Annotated in this window: 18 protein-coding genes; 9 read left to right on the forward strand and 9 right to left on the reverse strand. The window is 64.1% G+C overall.

Annotated features, from left to right (window positions below; translation table 11 throughout):
- Window positions 1-239: 239 nt before the first annotated feature.
- Window positions 240-1331 (reverse strand): molybdopterin-dependent oxidoreductase, encoded by a 1092-nt coding sequence (locus tag EYW42_RS03055; RefSeq protein ID WP_135533779.1) that lies wholly within the window; start codon window positions 1329-1331, stop codon window positions 240-242.
- 478 nt (window positions 1332-1809) lie between these two features.
- Between EYW42_RS03055 and EYW42_RS03060 the strand changes: the two genes are divergently transcribed.
- Window positions 1810-2058, forward strand: coding sequence for a DUF6684 family protein (locus EYW42_RS03060; RefSeq protein WP_237561263.1), 249 nt, complete (start codon window positions 1810-1812; stop codon window positions 2056-2058).
- 1 nt (window position 2059) lies between these two features.
- Window positions 2060-3064, forward strand: coding sequence for a Gfo/Idh/MocA family protein (locus EYW42_RS03065; RefSeq protein WP_135533780.1), 1005 nt, complete (start codon window positions 2060-2062; stop codon window positions 3062-3064).
- Window positions 3065-3079: 15 nt separating this feature from the next.
- Here the strand turns inward: EYW42_RS03065 and EYW42_RS03070 are convergent, their stop codons facing one another.
- From EYW42_RS03070 to EYW42_RS03080, 3 genes are all read right to left on the reverse strand, one after another.
- Entirely contained in the window at window positions 3080-3568 is a 489-nt protein-coding gene (locus EYW42_RS03070) for a hypothetical protein (protein ID WP_135533781.1), read from the reverse strand.
- Window positions 3569-3638: 70 nt separating this feature from the next.
- Window positions 3639-4481 (reverse strand): YihY/virulence factor BrkB family protein, encoded by an 843-nt coding sequence (locus EYW42_RS03075; RefSeq protein WP_135533782.1) that lies wholly within the window; start codon window positions 4479-4481, stop codon window positions 3639-3641.
- 41 nt (window positions 4482-4522) lie between these two features.
- Window positions 4523-6652: a helix-turn-helix domain-containing protein gene (locus EYW42_RS03080; RefSeq protein ID WP_135533783.1), complete on the reverse strand. Its 2130-nt coding sequence runs from the start codon at window positions 6650-6652 to the stop codon at window positions 4523-4525.
- Window positions 6653-6959: 307 nt separating this feature from the next.
- Here EYW42_RS03080 and EYW42_RS03085 point away from each other — a divergent pair, with 307 nt between their 5' ends.
- Window positions 6960-7787 carry a hypothetical protein gene (locus EYW42_RS03085; RefSeq protein ID WP_135533784.1) on the forward strand — a complete coding sequence of 276 codons (828 nt, stop codon included), beginning with the start codon at window positions 6960-6962 and terminating at the stop codon, window positions 7785-7787.
- Here EYW42_RS03085 and EYW42_RS03090 read toward each other — a convergent pair.
- Complete coding sequence (locus EYW42_RS03090; protein WP_135533785.1) at window positions 7784-8842, reverse strand: TrmB family transcriptional regulator; 1059 nt, start codon at window positions 8840-8842, stop codon at window positions 7784-7786. The two genes, EYW42_RS03085 and EYW42_RS03090, sit on opposite strands and share 4 nt — an antisense overlap.
- Before the next feature lie 55 nt (window positions 8843-8897).
- A complete protein-coding gene (locus tag EYW42_RS03095) occupies window positions 8898-9359 on the reverse strand; it encodes a deoxyuridine 5'-triphosphate nucleotidohydrolase (RefSeq protein ID WP_135533786.1) in 462 nt (153 codons plus the stop codon).
- A 180-nt stretch (window positions 9360-9539) separates the two neighbouring features.
- On the opposite strand from EYW42_RS03095, the gene EYW42_RS03100 reads away from it, so the two are divergent.
- Complete coding sequence (locus EYW42_RS03100; protein ID WP_135533787.1) at window positions 9540-11513, forward strand: aconitate hydratase; 1974 nt, start codon at window positions 9540-9542, stop codon at window positions 11511-11513.
- Window positions 11514-11829: 316 nt separating this feature from the next.
- Window positions 11830-12339, forward strand: a complete 510-nt coding sequence (locus tag EYW42_RS03105; protein ID WP_135533788.1) for a GNAT family N-acetyltransferase — start codon at window positions 11830-11832, stop codon at window positions 12337-12339.
- Window positions 12340-12378: 39 nt separating this feature from the next.
- Here EYW42_RS03105 and EYW42_RS03110 read toward each other — a convergent pair whose 3' ends face one another.
- Window positions 12379-12606: a hypothetical protein gene (locus EYW42_RS03110; RefSeq protein ID WP_135533789.1), complete on the reverse strand. Its 228-nt coding sequence runs from the start codon at window positions 12604-12606 to the stop codon at window positions 12379-12381.
- Between the two features lie 142 nt (window positions 12607-12748).
- Between EYW42_RS03110 and EYW42_RS03115 the strand changes: the two genes are divergently transcribed.
- The 4 genes from EYW42_RS03115 (at window position 12749) to EYW42_RS03130 (ending at window position 14916) form a co-directional block, all read left to right on the forward strand.
- Complete coding sequence (locus EYW42_RS03115; RefSeq protein WP_135533790.1) at window positions 12749-13171, forward strand: DUF5810 domain-containing protein; 423 nt, start codon at window positions 12749-12751, stop codon at window positions 13169-13171.
- 25 nt (window positions 13172-13196) lie between these two features.
- Complete coding sequence (locus EYW42_RS03120) at window positions 13197-13610, forward strand: DUF5809 family protein (RefSeq protein ID WP_135533791.1); 414 nt, start codon at window positions 13197-13199, stop codon at window positions 13608-13610.
- A 119-nt stretch (window positions 13611-13729) separates the two neighbouring features.
- Window positions 13730-14311 carry an NUDIX hydrolase gene (locus tag EYW42_RS03125; protein ID WP_135533792.1) on the forward strand — a complete coding sequence of 194 codons (582 nt, stop codon included), beginning with the start codon at window positions 13730-13732 and terminating at the stop codon, window positions 14309-14311.
- 248 nt (window positions 14312-14559) lie between these two features.
- Window positions 14560-14916 carry a rhodanese-like domain-containing protein gene (locus EYW42_RS03130; protein ID WP_135533793.1) on the forward strand — a complete coding sequence of 119 codons (357 nt, stop codon included), beginning with the start codon at window positions 14560-14562 and terminating at the stop codon, window positions 14914-14916.
- Between the two features lie 51 nt (window positions 14917-14967).
- Here EYW42_RS03130 and yciH read toward each other — a convergent pair whose 3' ends face one another.
- The gene (yciH, locus tag EYW42_RS03135; RefSeq protein ID WP_135533794.1) at window positions 14968-15261 is read right to left on the reverse strand and encodes a stress response translation initiation inhibitor YciH; all 294 of its coding nucleotides are present in this window, start codon (window positions 15259-15261) and stop codon (window positions 14968-14970) included.
- Between the two features lie 66 nt (window positions 15262-15327).
- Complete coding sequence (locus EYW42_RS03140; protein ID WP_135533795.1) at window positions 15328-17589, reverse strand: transglutaminase TgpA family protein; 2262 nt, start codon at window positions 17587-17589, stop codon at window positions 15328-15330.
- Window positions 17590-17599: the final 10 nt, after the last annotated feature.

Below are 17599 nucleotides of genomic sequence, written 5' to 3' on the forward strand. Positions count from 1 at the left end.
TGTAATGGTGTTTTCCGGAAATTCGGTTTTGTACTATTTGTTATATTATCGGGGCCGGGTCCCGGACCGGGGTGGTCGGGGTCTCGAACGGCCCGAACACGCCGATCTTAAACGGTCCACGAACGCGCTGAGTTTGAGCAGCCCGCGGACGTGTCGGACGCCAAGTAACGGGACCCGGCCGGTCACTGGCTGCAGCGTAGGCCAGAGAGTGCCGTCCCCGAGATACTCAGTCTGTAAGTTCAGTCGAGCCCGCTGATCAGCGTCACGATCCATTGCGCCGGGTCGCCCGACTGGCGGACCTCGACCCGCTCGACCCACTTCACCCACTGGAACCCCCGGTGACCTGGCGCTACGAGACGCAGTGGCCCGCCGTGGCCGTGGCTCAGGCGCTCACCGCCGACGTGTGTCGCCAGCAGAGCATCCCGCGCCTCTGCGAGCGGGAGACTCCACCGATACCCCGTCACCGAGACGAAGCGGACGTATTCGGCGTCGTCAGTCGGACCGGCGTCGCCCAGCAGATCGCCGACTCGGATCCCCCGCCAGTCCTGCACGGTGTACCACCCGCTTGTGCAGTCCAGCAGCGCCTCGCGCTCGGCGTCGGGCGTGAGGTCGGCGTACGACAGATCGGCCGCTTCCTCGACTTCGCCGCGGACCGACAGCGACCAGGCGTTCCTGTCGACCGGGGCGGGGTCGTCGGCGACCCACGAGGTGACGGGGAACCCCTCGTTCCCGTCGCCGTCGCGGGGTTGGGACCCCGTGAACCGGCGGTCCGAACCCGGCGTCTTCAGCGCGCGGTTGATCGCCTGCTGGCCGCGGTAGACGACCGCACCGCCGACGAGCATCGCCGAGTACTGAAGCGCGGTGCGTCGGCCCTCGAAGTCGGCCCGGCGTGGCGGTCGAAACCGCGTCCGGACGTGCAGGAGAACGAGCGGTACGAGCGCCAGTCCGAACCCGACGTGGACGGACAGCAGCGTCCAGTACGAGAGGCGCACGTCGAGGCCGAACACCCAGACGACGCCGGTCGTTATCGCGCCCAGCGCCGCGGCGGCGGTCAACAGCGATAGCGCCGTCGATGGACGCCACTCGTCGCTGTCGGTCAGTCGGTACGCGACTCGGGAGAACTTGAATGCCAGGAGGACGATCAGCGATAGCCCGACGGCCCGGTGGAGCCAGAACAGCGGCCACCAGTTAGTACTGGCGACGGTAAACGAGACCAGTCCAGTGACTACTTCGACCACGACCACGAGGAAAAGCGACCAGTCGACCGTCCGCGGACGGGGCCGTAACCGACGGAACGCGGCCGCCGCTGATCCTCGGCTATCGCCGTCCATACGTACGTCTGCGATACGAAGCGTCAAGAATCGCACGGCGAGTATCGGCGCGTCCGGTAGCGTGCGGAGAACGGCGATTGTTTCCCACCGAGCAGTTTTCGCGAAACCGATCAGTCGCGGATACTCCGTTTGTATCACTCCAGCGCTATGTCTACTGGACGGCTGAGACCGAGACAAACCGACAAAAACCGCCCATTTCTTCGGACTGGACCGCGTTACTTGTTCGCAAACCATTGGCCAAATAACATATATACCACCCACCCAATAGATCGGGTAGAGGGTACATTCCAGACCCTCGTTCCCCACCCCCCACCCCTCACACATTTTGCTCTCGTACGACGTACGAGAGTGGCTACATCGGGACGGTAACCATGCAGTCGTCCGACAGAGAGTGACCACTCATATCAGGCAGAATACGCAAGTATCCGGCAGTGAATTGTGAACTAAGCCTTTTTTCGCTCTCGTAGATTAGAGGAGTGTGACGGAGCGCTACATCGACCGCGAAACGATGCTGGACCTGACGGTGAACTTCATTCCACTGGGGATACTGGCGTTTTTCTTCGTCCTCTTTATCGCGTTCGACCCGTGGGGGTGGGAACCGCTGTTCACCACGCTCGCACTGGCGCTGATCGCGTGGCACTTCCTCTTGCTGGCACTCCTCACCTGGATCGCGGGGCGGACGATCGCAAAGGAAGAAAAGACCGGCGACCCCCAGCACACCGAGTGAGATGGACGAACGGACGCTTCGGGTCGGCATTGTCGGCCTCGGATACATCGGACGGACAGTCGGTGGACAGTTCCACCGCCACGACGGAGCGACTGTCGCGGCGGTCGCTGATATCGCCGAGGAGACGCTGTCAGAGATCGGCGACGAGTTCGACGTGCCGGCAGACGCGCGCTACGCCGAATACGAGCGGATGCTAGAGAACGAGGCGTTAGACGCCGTCCTCGTCGGAACGCCACACACCCTGCACTACGACCAGGTCGTCCGTGCGCTAGAGCGAAACCTTCACATCTACTGCGATAAGCCGCTGACCACGTCGCTGTCAGACGCCCGGGAACTGGCCGACCGCATGGACGGGTCGGACCGGACGCTGATGGTCGGCTACCAGCGCCACCTCAACACTGCGTTCCGGACCGCTCGACGGCGCTGGGCCGACGAACTGGAACCGCAGTGGATGACCGCCGAGATCACGCAGGACTGGGCCGAACGGTTCGATGACACGTGGCGGATGAACCCCGACCTCTCCGGCGGCGGCTACCTCTACGACACGGGGAGCCATCTGCTAGATGGGTTACTGTGGATTACCGACCTGACCCCGTCGAGGGTTCGGGCGGACATGACGTTCGCTGACGACGACCGGCGGGTCGACACTCGCGCGACGCTGGAGATAGCGTTCGAGGAGGGTGCGACCGCGACAGTGTCGGTCAACGGCGACGCCCCCTGCACACGCGAACACGTCCACGTCTGGGACGACGAGGGTGCAGTGTACTTGGATGGTCGGCAGTGGGAGACGCGCCAGTTGCGTACTGTCGACGCCGAGAACACGGAACACAAACCGTACATCGACCGCGAGAGCCTGACGACTCGCGCCGCGGCGTTCGTCGAGGCCGTACGGACCGGCGACGACCCACCGGCGACCGCCCGCGACGCCCTGCGCGTGACGGCCGTGACGGAGGCGGCCTACGAGTCCGCTCGTGAGGGTGGATGGGTAGACGTGAACGCGGAGTGAGACGCTCCGTGACCGTCAGTCCCGAACGGTCGCCGAACCCCCCTCGACGACCACGTCCAGCGTGCCGGTTCGGGGGCGCTGGGATTGACAGGCAGTCGTGTAGGAGAGACGGTACCGGCCGTCGTCCGGAAGCGTCGCGCTCCCCTCGTACAGTTTAAATCCTGTGTCCCGGTACACGATATCGTCGAGGAACGCCTTCCACTCGCCGTCCCGGGCGGTCGTCTCGTCGTCGCAGGTCGTCGTTGAGAGCCCGTCGACCGGCGCCGCGTCGAGCACCCAGTCGCCGGCAGTGACGGAGACGTACCCGTCCTCCGCGAAATCGCGGCCGACGTTGGCGACGTACAGTTCCAGGTCGAGAGCGACGCCGTCGGTGGTTCGAACCGCACCGGTCACCTCGGCGTCGACGATCAGCGACGGCCGCTGTATCCAGAACTTGTACACCGTGATAGACGTCGCGACGATGGCGGCGAGGGGGACCACCCACTGTGCCAGTATCGCACTCATTAGTCGGCGAACTGGTAGTACGACTTGTAGGTTTGTCGGTATCGCCGAGTATGGTAATGGATTCGATACGTTACGGGACGATATCTCGGACGTCGGCGTTCGCGATGTCCTCGGTGTCGACAGTCTCGTCGACGCGGCCGGCGAGAACGACGTTGACGGCGGCCCCGGTCATCAGTACGAGGCCGCCGAAGTACAGCCACGTTAACAGGAGGAGGACGGCACCGATCGTACCGTACACCTCGTACGTACTCGCCGCGGCGGCGTACACCTGGAAGAGCGCCTCTAACAGCGCCCATCCGACGGACGCGACGACGGTTCCCGGAAGCACCTCTCGCACGGTCACGTCGGCGTCAGGAAAGACGTAGTACATGGGGAGGAAAGCGAGCGAGAGTCCGACAACGAGGACTAGCGGACTCAGAAACCCGACGTACGGAACCGCCGGGAACAGCGCGAACGCCGCGCCCGCGACACCCGCGGCGAGGATTGCGAAAAGCACCGCGAACAGCACGACGAAGCCGTCCCGCAACTGGTCGAGCAGTGTCGACTCCGCCTCCGACGCGTACAGTTCGGCGAACGCCGTATCGAGCCCTCGAAATATCTTCAGCGTCCCCCACAACAGTGTCACGACGCTGATAGCAGAGAGGCCCGCCTGCCCGGTCCTGTCGGTCAGCGCGCTCGCCAGTAACAGTTGCGCGTTCGGCGTCAGATACCGCTCGGTCAGTTCGACGACGTAGAGGGCCAGCGGGTCGTTACCGACGGCCGCGACGACGAGAAACAGAATGAGAAGGAGCGGTAGCAACGAGACGAACGCGTTGTACGCGATGCTCCCGGCCATGAACGTGATGTTCTTCCGGCGAACGACTCTGACGACGGCGACGACGACCGCCAGCAAACGCCGGAGCCGGTCCCACATGGCGTCCAGTACGACCAGCAGCGACAAAAGGGGCGACCCGGTCAGTCCGCGCTACCGGGCTGGCGCGGCGAATCAACGTCGGCCGCGGGCGACTGGATGACGGGGGCTACGTCGGATGCGAGGCGGTTGACAACGGCCCGGCCGTCCCGTTCTCTGGCGACCAGTCCGTCCTCGTCGAGACGCTTGAGGTGATGGGTGACCGTACTCGGGTCCCGGTCGAGTTCCTCCGCGAGCGTCGACACCGTCGCGGGACCGGTGTGTGCGAGCGTCTCCAACACCGACGCGGCGGCGTCGTCGGCCATCGCGGCGGCGAGTTCCCGCTCGGTCGAGTCAGCCGGGAAGTAGCGACGCTTGCCCCGGTCTTTGACGCTCGACACTAGCCCCTCGCCCTCCAGCACGCGGAGGTGATACCGCGCCGTCGACAGCGATACGTCGGTGCGCTCACACAGCGCCGAGAGGTGCGTCCCCGGCGCTTCGACGATAGTCTCGTGAAGGCGGCCGCGAGCGTCGTGGTCCAGCGGGTCCGAATCGTCGTACTTGCTGTACAGGCCCGCCATGCCGCGGACGGCCCAGTGTTGCTCCGGCGCAAGCGTCGTCGTGGCCGTCGACGTCGTCGAGAGATGGACCACCGCACTGTTACCGTGTCGAACCGCCGCCCCGACAGCGATCACACCGGCCCCGTAGCCGGCCGGAGCGGGCTCGTCCGAGGGCGAGGACGGCTTCGGGGTGTCGGAGTTCGCCGACGAGGATCCGTTCGTGGAGTTCTCGTCGTCAGTTTCGGTCTCCGCGGAGTCCGCGTCCGTCGTATCGTCTGTCGATTCGCCGTCAGAAGCAACGTCGTCCGACACTGCGACTCCTCCGGGTGTCTCGTCGACGGTGTCGTTCGCGTCGGACGAGCCCGTTTCGTTCTCAGTATGCCCGGACTCGTCAGGCACGGCGTCGTCCGTTTCGTTCTCAGTATGCCCGGACTCGTCAGGCACGGCGTCGTCCGTTTCGTTCTTCGGGTTCGGGGGTGTCGGGGCGTCGTCCGAAGGCGGGTCGTCGTCTGACGGCGTATCATCATCCGACGGCGTGCTGTTCTGCGGCACATCGTCGTCCTGAGTGGCGTTGTCGTCGGACGGCGCATTGTTGTCCGGCGTCGAGTTGTCGTTCGGCGTCGGGGTATCGTCCGGCGGCGTCGAGTTAGCGTGATCCGGCGGAGCATCGTCAGTCTGACCGGGTGGTGACGTATCGCCGGCGGGAGTCTCTCCGCTCTGTCCCGGCGGTGTACCGTTACTGGCTGGAGTCTCGCCAGCGTGGCCGGGCGGCGACGTATTACCGGTCGGAGTTTCCCCGCTCTGTCCCGGCGGAGTCGTATCGTCGGCGGGTGTCTCCCCGCTCTGACCCGGCGGAGTCGTATCGTCGGCAGGTGTCTCCCCGCTCTGACCCGGTGAAGACGTGTTTTCTCCGCTCTGTCCCGGCGGTGTACCGTTACTGGCCGGAGAATCACCAGCGTGGCCGGGCGGCGACGTATCGTCGGCGGGTGTCTCCCCGCTCTGACCCGGCGAAGATGTGTCTTCTTCCTTGTTTTCTCCGCTCTGTCCCGGCGGAGACGAATTGGTCGTCGATTCGCCGCTCTGTCCGGGTGCTGGCTCGTTCGTCCCGGACTGCCCCTGTTGCTCCGGCGCATCCCCGGACGAACCGGGAGAGCTTCCGGACTCTCCGCTGCGAGCGTTGGACCCGTTAGTTTCGCCAGTGGAGTTCTCGTCTGTACCGGCGGCGGTCGAGTGGCCCGGTGTCCCGTTACTGGCTTCCGGAGCGGTGTCGTTCCCGGTCGATTCCGAACTGCCCCCGGTTTGGTTGCCCGCGGAACCAGTGTCTCGCGGTGAATTAGAATCGTCAGCCGGGCCGGCAGAACCGTTCGCGTCCGGCGAAGCGTTCTCTGCCGTGTTTCCAGTAGCCTCTGCCGTGCCGTTCACAGGAGTCTCATTCGGCGGACCGCCGCCATCGTCGTTCGGCGGACCGCCGCCGTTCTCGTCTGGTGGACCACCGACGTTTTCCTCCGGCGGACCGCCACCTCCTTCGCCCGGAGCGGCCGCTGCCGCGGCCGGAGTCACACACAGCAACACGACGACCACGATGACGAGAACCGCACTCACCCTGGCCGTCGCCGACCCGTCGTCCGTTTGCACGGTGTTAGTCCGTTTGTCGAGGGACAAATATGTTGTGGTGACTGACGTTTGAGGGTTTCGCACAGAAACCAGAGGGGTCTGACGAGCCCGGTCGTTTCACTGCGACAGTCGCATCCGACGGTAATTGGCATCGCTGAGAACGAGAAACGACGCGAACGTGGCTCTCGTTTGGACTTTCAGTCGTGTCGAGTGGACAGTACGTACTGAAATATTCCTGAGAAACAGGACGGTTCCAGGGACCGTGGAGTGGCTTCAAACGCCCGAGGGAGGAAATTTTAAGCGTTCTGGCCGAGAATAATCAGAAGGAATGGAACTTAGAAAACGAGTAGCGCTCGTCGCCCTTTTGGCCCTCCTCGTCACCGGTGCGGGATGCATCGGGCAGGGTGCCAGCGACAGCGTCGCGGACACCACGACCCCAGCCGAAGAGTACGACAACGCGACGGCCGTCCAGCAGGCCGCCGCCGAGGCGATGGCCGACGTCGACACCTACACCTTCTCGATGGAGATGACGATGGAGGCCGATAACATCACGATGGCATCACAGAGCAACGGTAGTGCCGACGTCGAGCAACAACGACTCCGACAGAACCAGTCGGTAGTGATGACGAGTGCACAGGGCCAGAACATCACACTGAACAGTTCCTCGTATCTCATCGGTGATACCATGTACATATCCACCGAGGGCCAGTCGTGGGAGACGAGGAATCTCTCGGAGATGGCGGGCCCGATGGACGCCGATACTATGTGGAACCAGAGCTCGCAGGTGCGTCAGCAGCAGCAACTTCTGAACGCGTCGGACGTGAGTTTCGGAGACGAGAAGACGACGACGATAGACGGGCAGGAAGTGTACGTCATCGTCCTCGACATCGACGGCGAGGCACTGATGAACGCGACGATGCAGGAGATGGATAGCCAGATGCAACAGCAGATGAGCCGGTCCGGGATCCAGTACGACAACATCTCCGCGACCCAGTACGTCGCGACAGACAGCATGCGTATCGTCAAGACTGAGATGACCGTCGATATGACTATGGACGGCCGCACGATGCACCAGGAGATGGTTATGACGTTCGACAACTTCAACGAGGACGTGACTATCGAACCGCCGGTCGAGACGAACGAGTCGGCAGCTTAGCTGGCCCCATTTTTTCGAGTGTCGCCCTGTGAGAGGACGGTTTCCGCCGCCTGATACTCCTCGATGAACGCGTTGCGTCCGCCGACCGTAACTCGCCCCGACGGAGTTTCGACCACTATCGTGTTCTCTATCGGGAACCTGCTCGTCGTCCGTTCGGCCAGACCCTGTCGCACGTCGACGATACGGCCGTCTATGGTTTCTCCGTCTCTCGTTTCGATGCGAGCGTCGATAGGTCCGCCGTCACGGAGATGGAGCGCCGCATCGAGGACTGCGTGCCGGAACATCGAGTACGTCCGAGGGAGTACCGACGGTTCAGCGACCCACGTTTCGTCCGATATCTGCCAGTAGTTTCCGAGAATAGAACTAGTGAGGGACGGGACTAACTGGTCCTGTACGAGGGATATAGCGCCGTTATCTGTCTGTTCACCCGATATCAGTTCGCTCGGCATGAACAGAGCGGACTGCTGGTCGACCGTAAGCAGCATCGGTGCCGTCTCGCTCCAGACGCGAACGACGTTACCGATCCCGTCGAACGCAGTCTCGTCGACCGAATCGTCAACGCCAGTGACGAGCACCAGCGTCAGAACGCCGCGGTCGACCGCCGCCAGCAGGGCGTCGCGCACCTTCGGTACGACCGACGCGGGAAGCGAGAGAGTCAGCACCTCCGTAGCGCCGTCGATCAGAACGACGGTTCGGTTGTAGGCCGTCGAGCGTGATTTGATGACCTGAACGTCCTGTTGCAGTTCTGTCGGAGCGTTGAATCGGTCCTCGAGTTCGGATTCGATGCGCTCTAGGTCCTCGCGGAGAGCGGCTACCACCTCGGACGGCGGTCTGGCGACGATCGTCGACGGTGTAACGTGGTCGTTGACCTCGACGAAGCCGCGGTCTTCGAACCGTTCGACCACGTTGTACACGTACCGGTTCGAAACGTCTGCGTCCTCCGCTATCGTGCTCGCCTTCGCCGATCCGTGTTCGAGGATAGTCAGATACGTCTCGATCTCTGTTTCGGAGAAACCGAACCGCCGAAGGTGATCAATGAGTGCCCCCTTCTTCATCAATGTTCATGTTATACCTCCGTCCTCAAGAAACCTATTAACTAGAACACATATATTAGCGGTTCTCGCCTTGATACGAACCGTCGTAGGTGTGTTCGTGGTTCGCCCGTGCGAACACGATCTGTGCGACCCGAGCGTCCCGTTCGAGGGCGATCTCGTGGTGGACCTGGAGCAGCCCTTCGCCGCGGCCCTCGTAGCCGGCGTCCCACACTGCAGTGTTCAGCATACAGGAGTTACGCAACAGCGACGACCGCGGATAGATAAATCCGACGTGGTCTGACGGTATTTTGACCGTCTCCCCGTAGCGGAGAACGTAGCCGCCCGGCGAGAGAACGAACGCGTCGCCGGCAGGGTCCACGTCCTCGCGGTCACCCACAGTCTTGCCGTCTCGGCCGATACGGCCGGGTTCGACCTGTTCGAACACCGCATCGACCGTCAGGTCTACGCCGTTTGGCTGTATCTGTTCGTCGTCGACGGGACCGATATGCTCAGCGACGAAGGCTCCGGAACGGAACATAGAGAGACACGGTCTGGAGAGACACAAAACGGTCACGGATTTACCCCGAACCAAAGTGATCGGACGTAATATTTGAATCGCCCCTTTCGAGAAAATTGCCTCCTTACGGCGGATCCTACACGGATGAATGCACGGAAACTCGCGGGATTTATATCCGTGGAAGGATGATATTCGGCCGCTATGGGACAAACCCTTACAGAGAAAATTCTCGATGACCACCTCGTCGAGGGCGAGCTGACGCCCGGCGAGGAGATCGGCATCGAGATCGACCAGGTCCTCACGCAGGACACGACGGGGACGATGGTGTGGCTGCAGTTCGAAGCGATGGGGCTGGACGAGGTCCAGACCGAGATCGCAGCGCAGTACTGCGATCACCAGACGTACCAGTTCGACTTCAAGAACACGGACGACCACCGCTTCCTTCGCTCTGCCGCCGGCACCTACGGCGCTCACTTCTCCCGACCCGGTAACGGTATCTGCCACCAGGTGCACAAGGAGAACTTCGCCGCGCCCGGCAAGACGATGCTCGGAAGCGACTCTCACACCCCGACGCCCGGCGGCCTGGGCGAACTCGCCATCGGGAGCGGCGGCATCGACGTCGCCGTCGCGATGGGCGGGGCACCGTACTACATCGAGATGCCCGAGGTCGTCAACGTCCGCCTCGAAGGCGAACTGCCCGAGTGGGCGACCGCCAAAGACGTCATCCTCGAACTCCTCCGTCGCCTCTCCGTGAAAGGCGGCGTCGGCAAGGTGCTGGAGTACACCGGCCCCGGCGTCGAGACGCTCACCGTTCCAGAGCGTACCACCATCACCAACATGGGGACGGAACTCGGCGCGACCACCTCGATCTTCCCGACCGACGAGAAGACCGAGGAGTTCCTCGGCATCCTCGGCCGCGAAGACGAGTACGTCGAGATCGGCCCCGACGAGGACGCCGACTACGCCGACGAGATCGTCGTCGACCTCTCGGACCTCGAACCGCTCATCGCGACGCCGTCGATGCCCGACAACGTCGTCCCCGTCCGCGAGGTCGAGGGCGAAGAGGTCGAGCAGGTCATCATCGGCTCCTGTACGAACGGCGGCTACGAGGACATCCTCCCCTCCGCGAAGATGCTGGAGGGCCGCGAAACCGCAAAGCACACCGAGATGATCGTCGCGCCCGGTAGCAAGCAGGCATCCGAGATGCTCGCTCGCGAGGGCTGGACGGCCGAGATGATGGCCGCCGGCGTCAACTTCTCCGAGGCAACCTGCGGTGCCTGTATCGGCATCGGTCACGTCCCCGCCAGCGACTCCGTCTCGCTGCGGACGTTCAACCGCAACTTCGAGGGTCGCTCCGGCATCGAGGACGACTCCGTTTACCTCTGCTCGCCCGAGGTCGCCACCGCCGCGGCGATCAAAGGCGAGATCGTCGACCCGCGCGACCTGGCCGACGAACTCGGCGACCTCGAGGACCCCGGCTTCGAGATGGGCGACAAGTACGGCAAGAGCGACGCCGACCTCATCAGCCCCGACGAGGCCATCGACGACGAGCTCATCAAGGGCCCGAACATCGGCGACGTGCCGCTGAAGGACCCGCTCAGCGAGAACCTCAAGGGCGAGGCCCTCCTGAAGATGGAGGACAACATCACGACGGACCACATCATTCCGGCCACGTCGGACATCCTCAAGTTCCGTTCGAACGTGCCGAAGCTCTCCGAGTACACGCTCAGCCGCGTCGACGAGACGTTCGCTGACCGCGCGCTGGAGGCTGACGGCGGCTTCCTCGTCGCCGGCGAGAACTACGGACAGGGCTCCTCGCGCGAACACGCGGCGCTGTGTCCGATGTACCTCGGCGTCGAGGGTGTCCTCGCACAGAGCTTCGCCCGGATCCACAAGGCGAACCTCTTCAACTTCGGTCTCATTCCCCTGGAGATCGACGCGGACGACTACGAGCAGATCGAGCAGGGCGACGACATCGAGATCGTCGACGACGTCCGCGAGGCCGTCGACAGCGGCCAGGAGGAGTTCACGGTTCGCGTGAACGACGACTGGGAGGCCACCGCACGTCTCGACGCCTCCGAGCGCGAGCGTGCCATCCTCTCGGCCGGCGGCAAGCTGGCCTGGACGAAAGAGCAGGCGGAAGGCGGAAGCGGTGCGGCTCCTGCCGACGACTAAACGGTTGCGAGTGCCCGCAAGGGCCGAGCGGCCGTAGTCTCGGCAGGACAACGGCGGACGACTGATCGGGTACGAGTGCCCGCAAGGGCCGAGTACCTGCCATGTCTGTGGTCGGCGGTTTTTTTCTACACGCTGTCAAACAGGTGAGTGACTCGATAGTCTCTCGAGGACCTCGAACACGGACTGCAGCCGATTGGTCGTCGTACTCCCGGATCGCTCGCACAGGTGCGCCGCTGTCCACCGAAGACGCCGGCATCGGACGCAGTCCCACCGAAATGCCGAGAGACTAATTACGGACGGTCACGTACGGCGAGCCGTGACGACCGTCCCCGACGACCAGGACAACGTCAGCATCCGCGAGGCGGAACACGCGGACCTGCTCGCCGTCGTGCGGATAGAGAAGGCGTCGTTCTCGAAGCCGTGGCCGTACGACGCGTTCGCTCGCTATCTCGACGCGCCGGGGTTTCTCGTCGCGACCGACCGAGCGACCGACAACGGCGACGATGATACCGTGATAGACACCGGCGAGGTCATCGGCTTCGTCGTCGCCGACTTCGTTCCGAACCACGGCCGAGGGCTGGGCCACGTCAAAGACCTGGCTGTCCACCCCGATAGGCGGGGCGAGGGCGTCGGCGAGACGCTTCTGACAGCGGCGCTGCGGACGCTCGCCGGTCAGTCCGCGGAAACGGTCAAGCTGGAGGTGCGAGAGACCAACGACCGCGCCCGGGAACTGTACGAGAAGTTCGGGTTCGAGCCGCTGCGGCGCGTGCCACGGTACTACGACGACGGCGAGGACGCGTTGATTCTCGTCCGCGAACTCTCCTAGGGGTTCGACGGCACTGTCCGGTAGGGGCAACCGGCGGTGTCAACTCCGACCGGCAGTGTCGGCTCTCTCCAGAAGGGAGAGACATTTCTCGCACGGCCTGAGGTCCCGCTTTTCGGCCACGTCTCGCGGGAAGACTTCGTGTGCGTCGCCCCCGAAAAACTGGTCTTCCTTGACCGCCCCACAGAGGCTCTGGTCGTTTTCCTCGTCTACGATGTGATAACAGCCCGTGTTCCCCGACTCGGCTTCCCGAGTAGTGACGACACGCATGAGTCGCCCGAGACGTACAACACCGGTCCGGAAAAACGTAACACGTGTGCGCTGAAGACGCTGAGAGTGCTGAAAGCGTCCGGCGGCCTTCCGTCGTCGACTACCCGAACCCGTTTTGCCGCTGGAGGCGCTGCGTCCGACTATGGGATACGCCTGTCCGGTCTGCGAGACGCCTCAGGCAGACGCCGAACACCTCGCGAACCACCTCGCGTTCACCGCCATGCTCGGCCGCGAGGACCACGAGACGTGGCTGGACGACCACGCGCCGGGGTGGGACGAGGACGACCCGGAGACGCTCGGCGACCGCGTCGCGGAACACGCCGAAGCGGCGGAGTACAACGAGGTGTTCGAGGACACGACACATGACCACGATCACGGGGGCGCGACCTTCGAGGAGGAACTGGAACGGCAGGTCGGCGGCGGGCGGAGCGGAGCGGGTCGCGGCGACCTGACCGGCGACGCACAGGAGGCCCTCGCCGAGGCACGGGCGATGACGGAGCGCATGTATGCAGAGGAGGACGCGGACGGCGAAACCAGCAACGACGACGGCGAAGGAAAGGAGTAACTACGACCCCGAGAGAGTCGCAGATATGCAAACTACCGGGTTTCTCTCGCCGAAGAGCGAAAACGAGGTCGACCAGTTGAGCGACGTTCTCGGGCCGACGGCACAGGTGTTAGTCAAGGAGGTGGCGAAAGCAATGGAGTTCGACGCGGCCGAGTACGACGAGCGAGTGACGACCGACGTGGTTCAGACGGCACGTGACGCGCTGTTCGCGTCGCTACTGGAGGTACACGTCGGTTCGCGCGCGGAGTTCGACGAGTGGGCCGAGTCGTTCGACGGCGAGGTGGTGGAAACGGGAAGCGACAACGTCGACAACGTCGCGTGGCACGCCGCCGAGTTCGCGGACATGGCTGTCGCCGCGACGTTCCAGAACGAGGAGCAAGCCGCCGTCGCGACCCTGCGGCGGCAAGCATTCGGCCGTATCTACGCCGAGTGGCTCTGAAACCGACGGCCGTGCGACAGTGAAGGCTCCGGCGAGTGCGTCCCCCGAAACAGCTGAAACGGTCACATTCGTCAGTACGAGGGCGAAACTACCTTTTCCGTCCGCGGCCAGACACGACCATGGACGACCACGACTGGCCCGTCATCGAGTCGCGCGTCGAGTACGAGACGCCGTGGTACACCGGTGGATACGACCTCGTCGAGCAACCCGACGGGACCGAGAAACGCTATTACTGGGCCGAGCTACCGCCCGCTGTGGTCGTCGTCGCGGTGACCGACGGGGATGTCGTGTTCGTCGACCAGTACCGACCGACCGTCCGGGAGACGCAACTCGAACTGCCGGCGGGGATCGTCGAGGCCCACACCGACGGCGACGCACACGCCGACGGGACCGTTCCCCGCGAGAACGGAGAGAGCTACGAGAGCGCGGCCGCCCGGGAACTCCGCGAAGAGACCGGATACGCCGCCGACGAGACGACGCTACTACAGCGCTACGACGTCGCGACCGGCATACTACGACACGAACGAGGCATCGTCTTCGCAGACGGACTCACCGAGGTCGGTCGAGAACTCGACGAGAGCGAGTTCCTCTCGGTTGAGCGCGTCCCGGTCGACGAGGCGCTCGCCGTCGCGCGGACGCTGCCGACGAACGATGCGACTGTCGAAGGGCTGTTACTCGCAAAAGAAGACGGGTTACTCTAGAGGCCAGTGGAAGGCCGGAACGTCTCGGTCCTCTTCGTAGTCTTTCGGTTCGGTAGCTATGAAAGGGTGAAGCAGCGCCAGACGTGAATCGGTTTGTTTCGTTGCCATGGTGATCCTAGCTAGCCGCCAGAGCCTATTTGAGCGTTTCGAACGGTACGAGGCCTGTACCGCCGGAAATTCGCGTTAGAGAGTACCACACGAGGGGCGATATCGGTGGTCTTATTCACGGCGCTCTCAGACGGGCGGACATGGACGGCGAGATCTCTCCCGACGAGGTACAGACGCTGCTCTCCGACGACGCCGATGTCACGGTCGTCGACATCCGCTCGCCGGCGGGGTTCCGGCGGGGCCACATCCCGGGAAGCGTCAACGTCCCGTTCCAGCGACTCCCGAACGAGGTGAACCGACTGGCCGATGCCGAACGCATCGTAACGGTCTGTCCCCACGGGAAGTCGAGCGTTCAGGCCGCCCGCCTGGTCGCATCACACGAGGGGGTCGACGCGACATCCGTCGAAAGCATGGCTGGTGGCCTCGACGCGTGGGAGTACGAACTCGACGAAAAAACGAATGGAGACGAAACCGAGGGGCCCGGCGCGCCGTTCTAATACTACGTCGTTCTGGATGAACAGGCTCGCAGGCCGATCACCGAAGGAGTGTCAGGCCACGTTGAAACCGCGGTCGCGGAGGAAATCCCCCACGCGACCCGAGTGGTTCCCCTGCAGTTCTATCTGCCCGTCCTCAACCGTCCCACCGCAGGCAAACTTCGACTTGAGGTCGGACGATAAGCTGTCCAGGTCCACGTCCTTGGGGTCGAATCCTTCGATGATCGTTACCTCCTTACCGTATCTGCGCTCGTCAATGCGGATGGAGATCTGCTGAGACTCTTTGGCTACGTCCTCGCAGACGCAGAGCTCCTCAGGCAGCCCGCACGTCGAGCAGACTTCCGACATTACGTTTTCACGTACGAAATCGCCCTATTAAACACTGTCGGGAACTCGTCCCTCGACGGAAACCGCTCACGAGCGGACGTACTTGCCGACGACGCGTGTTCGCTCCCTGACCAGACTATCGACCAACCGGATCGCCGTCTCGGCCTCGTCTCGTGGGACGCCGTCGGCGTACCGGGCGCGCTCGTGGATCCGGACGACTCGCTCGGCGCGGTCGTCCAGACCGGCGAGCGAGAGCGCATCGATATACTCCCGTCGCGTCTCCCCGGGTCGGCGGGGCCGATACTCGTCGGCGAGTAGCGCGTCGAGCCGTTCGACTGCGCGTTCGACATCTTCCTCGGGGGTACCCCGAGACCCCTGCCAGTAGAGGCGGACGACGCCGTACGCCTTCTCGGTCAGCCCCGTTCGGTGCGCTCCGGCGACGAGACCGAGACCGAGAAACAGGCTCCACGCCATCGTTTCCGGGGGCGGCAGTTCCGGGACCGGCGACCCGTCGTCGTCGCCGCTCGCGGACGGGTCGGCGGTCGTCGACTCGCTCGACGAGGCGTCTGTGCGGTTTACCGAGTTGCCGGTCGTTCCGTCGATGCCGCCGAGTTGCGGCAGGTTTTCGTCCCGGGCCGAGTCCGGAGAGACGGCGTACCGCGACCGGTTCGCGCGTTCGATCGACGAGGCGGTACTGGGGGTGTCGGTAGTGGTCGTCTGCCGGAGCGGTTCGCCCTGGCTCTGTTCGGTGTCGACGCCGTCGGCGTCGTTCTCGCGGGCCTCCTGGACCGTGTCGCGTTCGGCATCCGAGCGCTCGGCGCTCGGCGTCGGGTCGAACCGGACCCACCCGTGGTCGGGGAAGTACACCTCGACCCAGGCGTGAGCGTCGACGCCGCGGACGACGTACGTGTCGTCCTCGACCTGCTGACCCGGCGTGTATCCGGTTACCATCCGCGCGGGGATACCCTCCTCGCGAAGCATCACCGTCATCGTCGTCGCGTAGTAGGTACAGTACCCTTCGTCCATCTCGAAGAGGAACTTGTCGGCGATGTTACCGTCCGGCCGCTCGATTTCGAGCGAGTACTCGTTGTTCCGTTCCAGATACCGCTCGATAGCGATGGCCTTGTCGTACGGGTTGTCGAGTCCCTCGACAATCTCCGACGTTCGCTCTCCGACGCGGTCGGGCGTGTCGTCCGGGAGTTGGGTGTAATCACGACTGGAGATCCGGTTGGGGTAGTCAGTGCCGGCGTTTCGGAGTTCGCCCGGCGACGCAGTGACCACCTCGCTTTGCACCATGTAGGAGTCTCCCGGAGAGAGCGGCGAGTTGGTCATGAGGCCGCCCTGAGCGGTGACTCTCGCGGGGGATCTCGCATTGCCGCGGAGCGAGACAGGTTCGGCCGCCGCCGGTATCGCCCGCATCGCCGTCTTGACCTCGACGCGCTGTTCGACGGTGACGGATTCACCGGGTGGCCCGCTGAGTTGGCCGTCCAGGTCGGCCGACGTTCCGGACCGAATCCACTCCCGACCGGTGAAGCGGTCGTATGTGGCGACGCGCCAGTACTCGGAGCGGTCGCTCTCGACGGTGAATCTGACCTCGGTCGACAGTTCCGTTTCACCCTGGATAGTCATGCGGTCCGTGGACTCGGCGAGGCCGCCAGCGCCGCCGCCGCCACCGGGAACGAGAAAGAGCGGCTTGTTTCCGTCCCCGCCGACGGCTGGGAGCCACAGCGACGAGACGGCCATGAGAACGACCAGAACGATAAGTACGTCCGCCTGGATCAACGTCCCGCCGCGGCGTTCGAGTTCGCCGAACCCGACGACTGTGACGGCTCCGACGACGCCCACGAGCGTCGGTATCGTCCCGGCGTCGCCGGTCAGCACCAGAACGAGCAACGCGATTCCGCCCGCCGTCACGGAGAGGACGTACCGACGGCGGGCGAGGAGAAACCACGAGAGAAAGACCGGGGCCGGCGCGAACCCGAGCGACCAGACGTGCGCTTTCGTCATGCGGAGGATAGAGTATCCCGTCAGCATCGCTATCGCGTCGGAGACGATGCGGTCCGTCGCCGTGATCAGTACGTCGAGTCCACCGGGCGTCACGACGAGGTAGTACGCGTACCCGCCGGCCGCCAGTCCGGCACCGAGTAACACCGCGGTGCGCTCGCCGACGACCCGGGAGAGCGCGACGCCGCTGACCAGCGACGCCACCACGACCGGGAAGAGTAGTCCGCTGTCGCCGACGACCGTCGCCAGGTCGTGGAGGACAACGACGTACGACGCAGTCAGCGCGAGAAGCCCGCCGACTGCGACCGCACGGTACACGCCCCCGCTCGTGGATGTTGTCGTCATCCTTTCGCGG

This window comes from Halostella pelagica (genome assembly GCF_004762015.1).
GTDB classification, from domain to species: Archaea; Halobacteriota; Halobacteria; order Halobacteriales; family Natronoarchaeaceae; genus Halostella; species Halostella pelagica.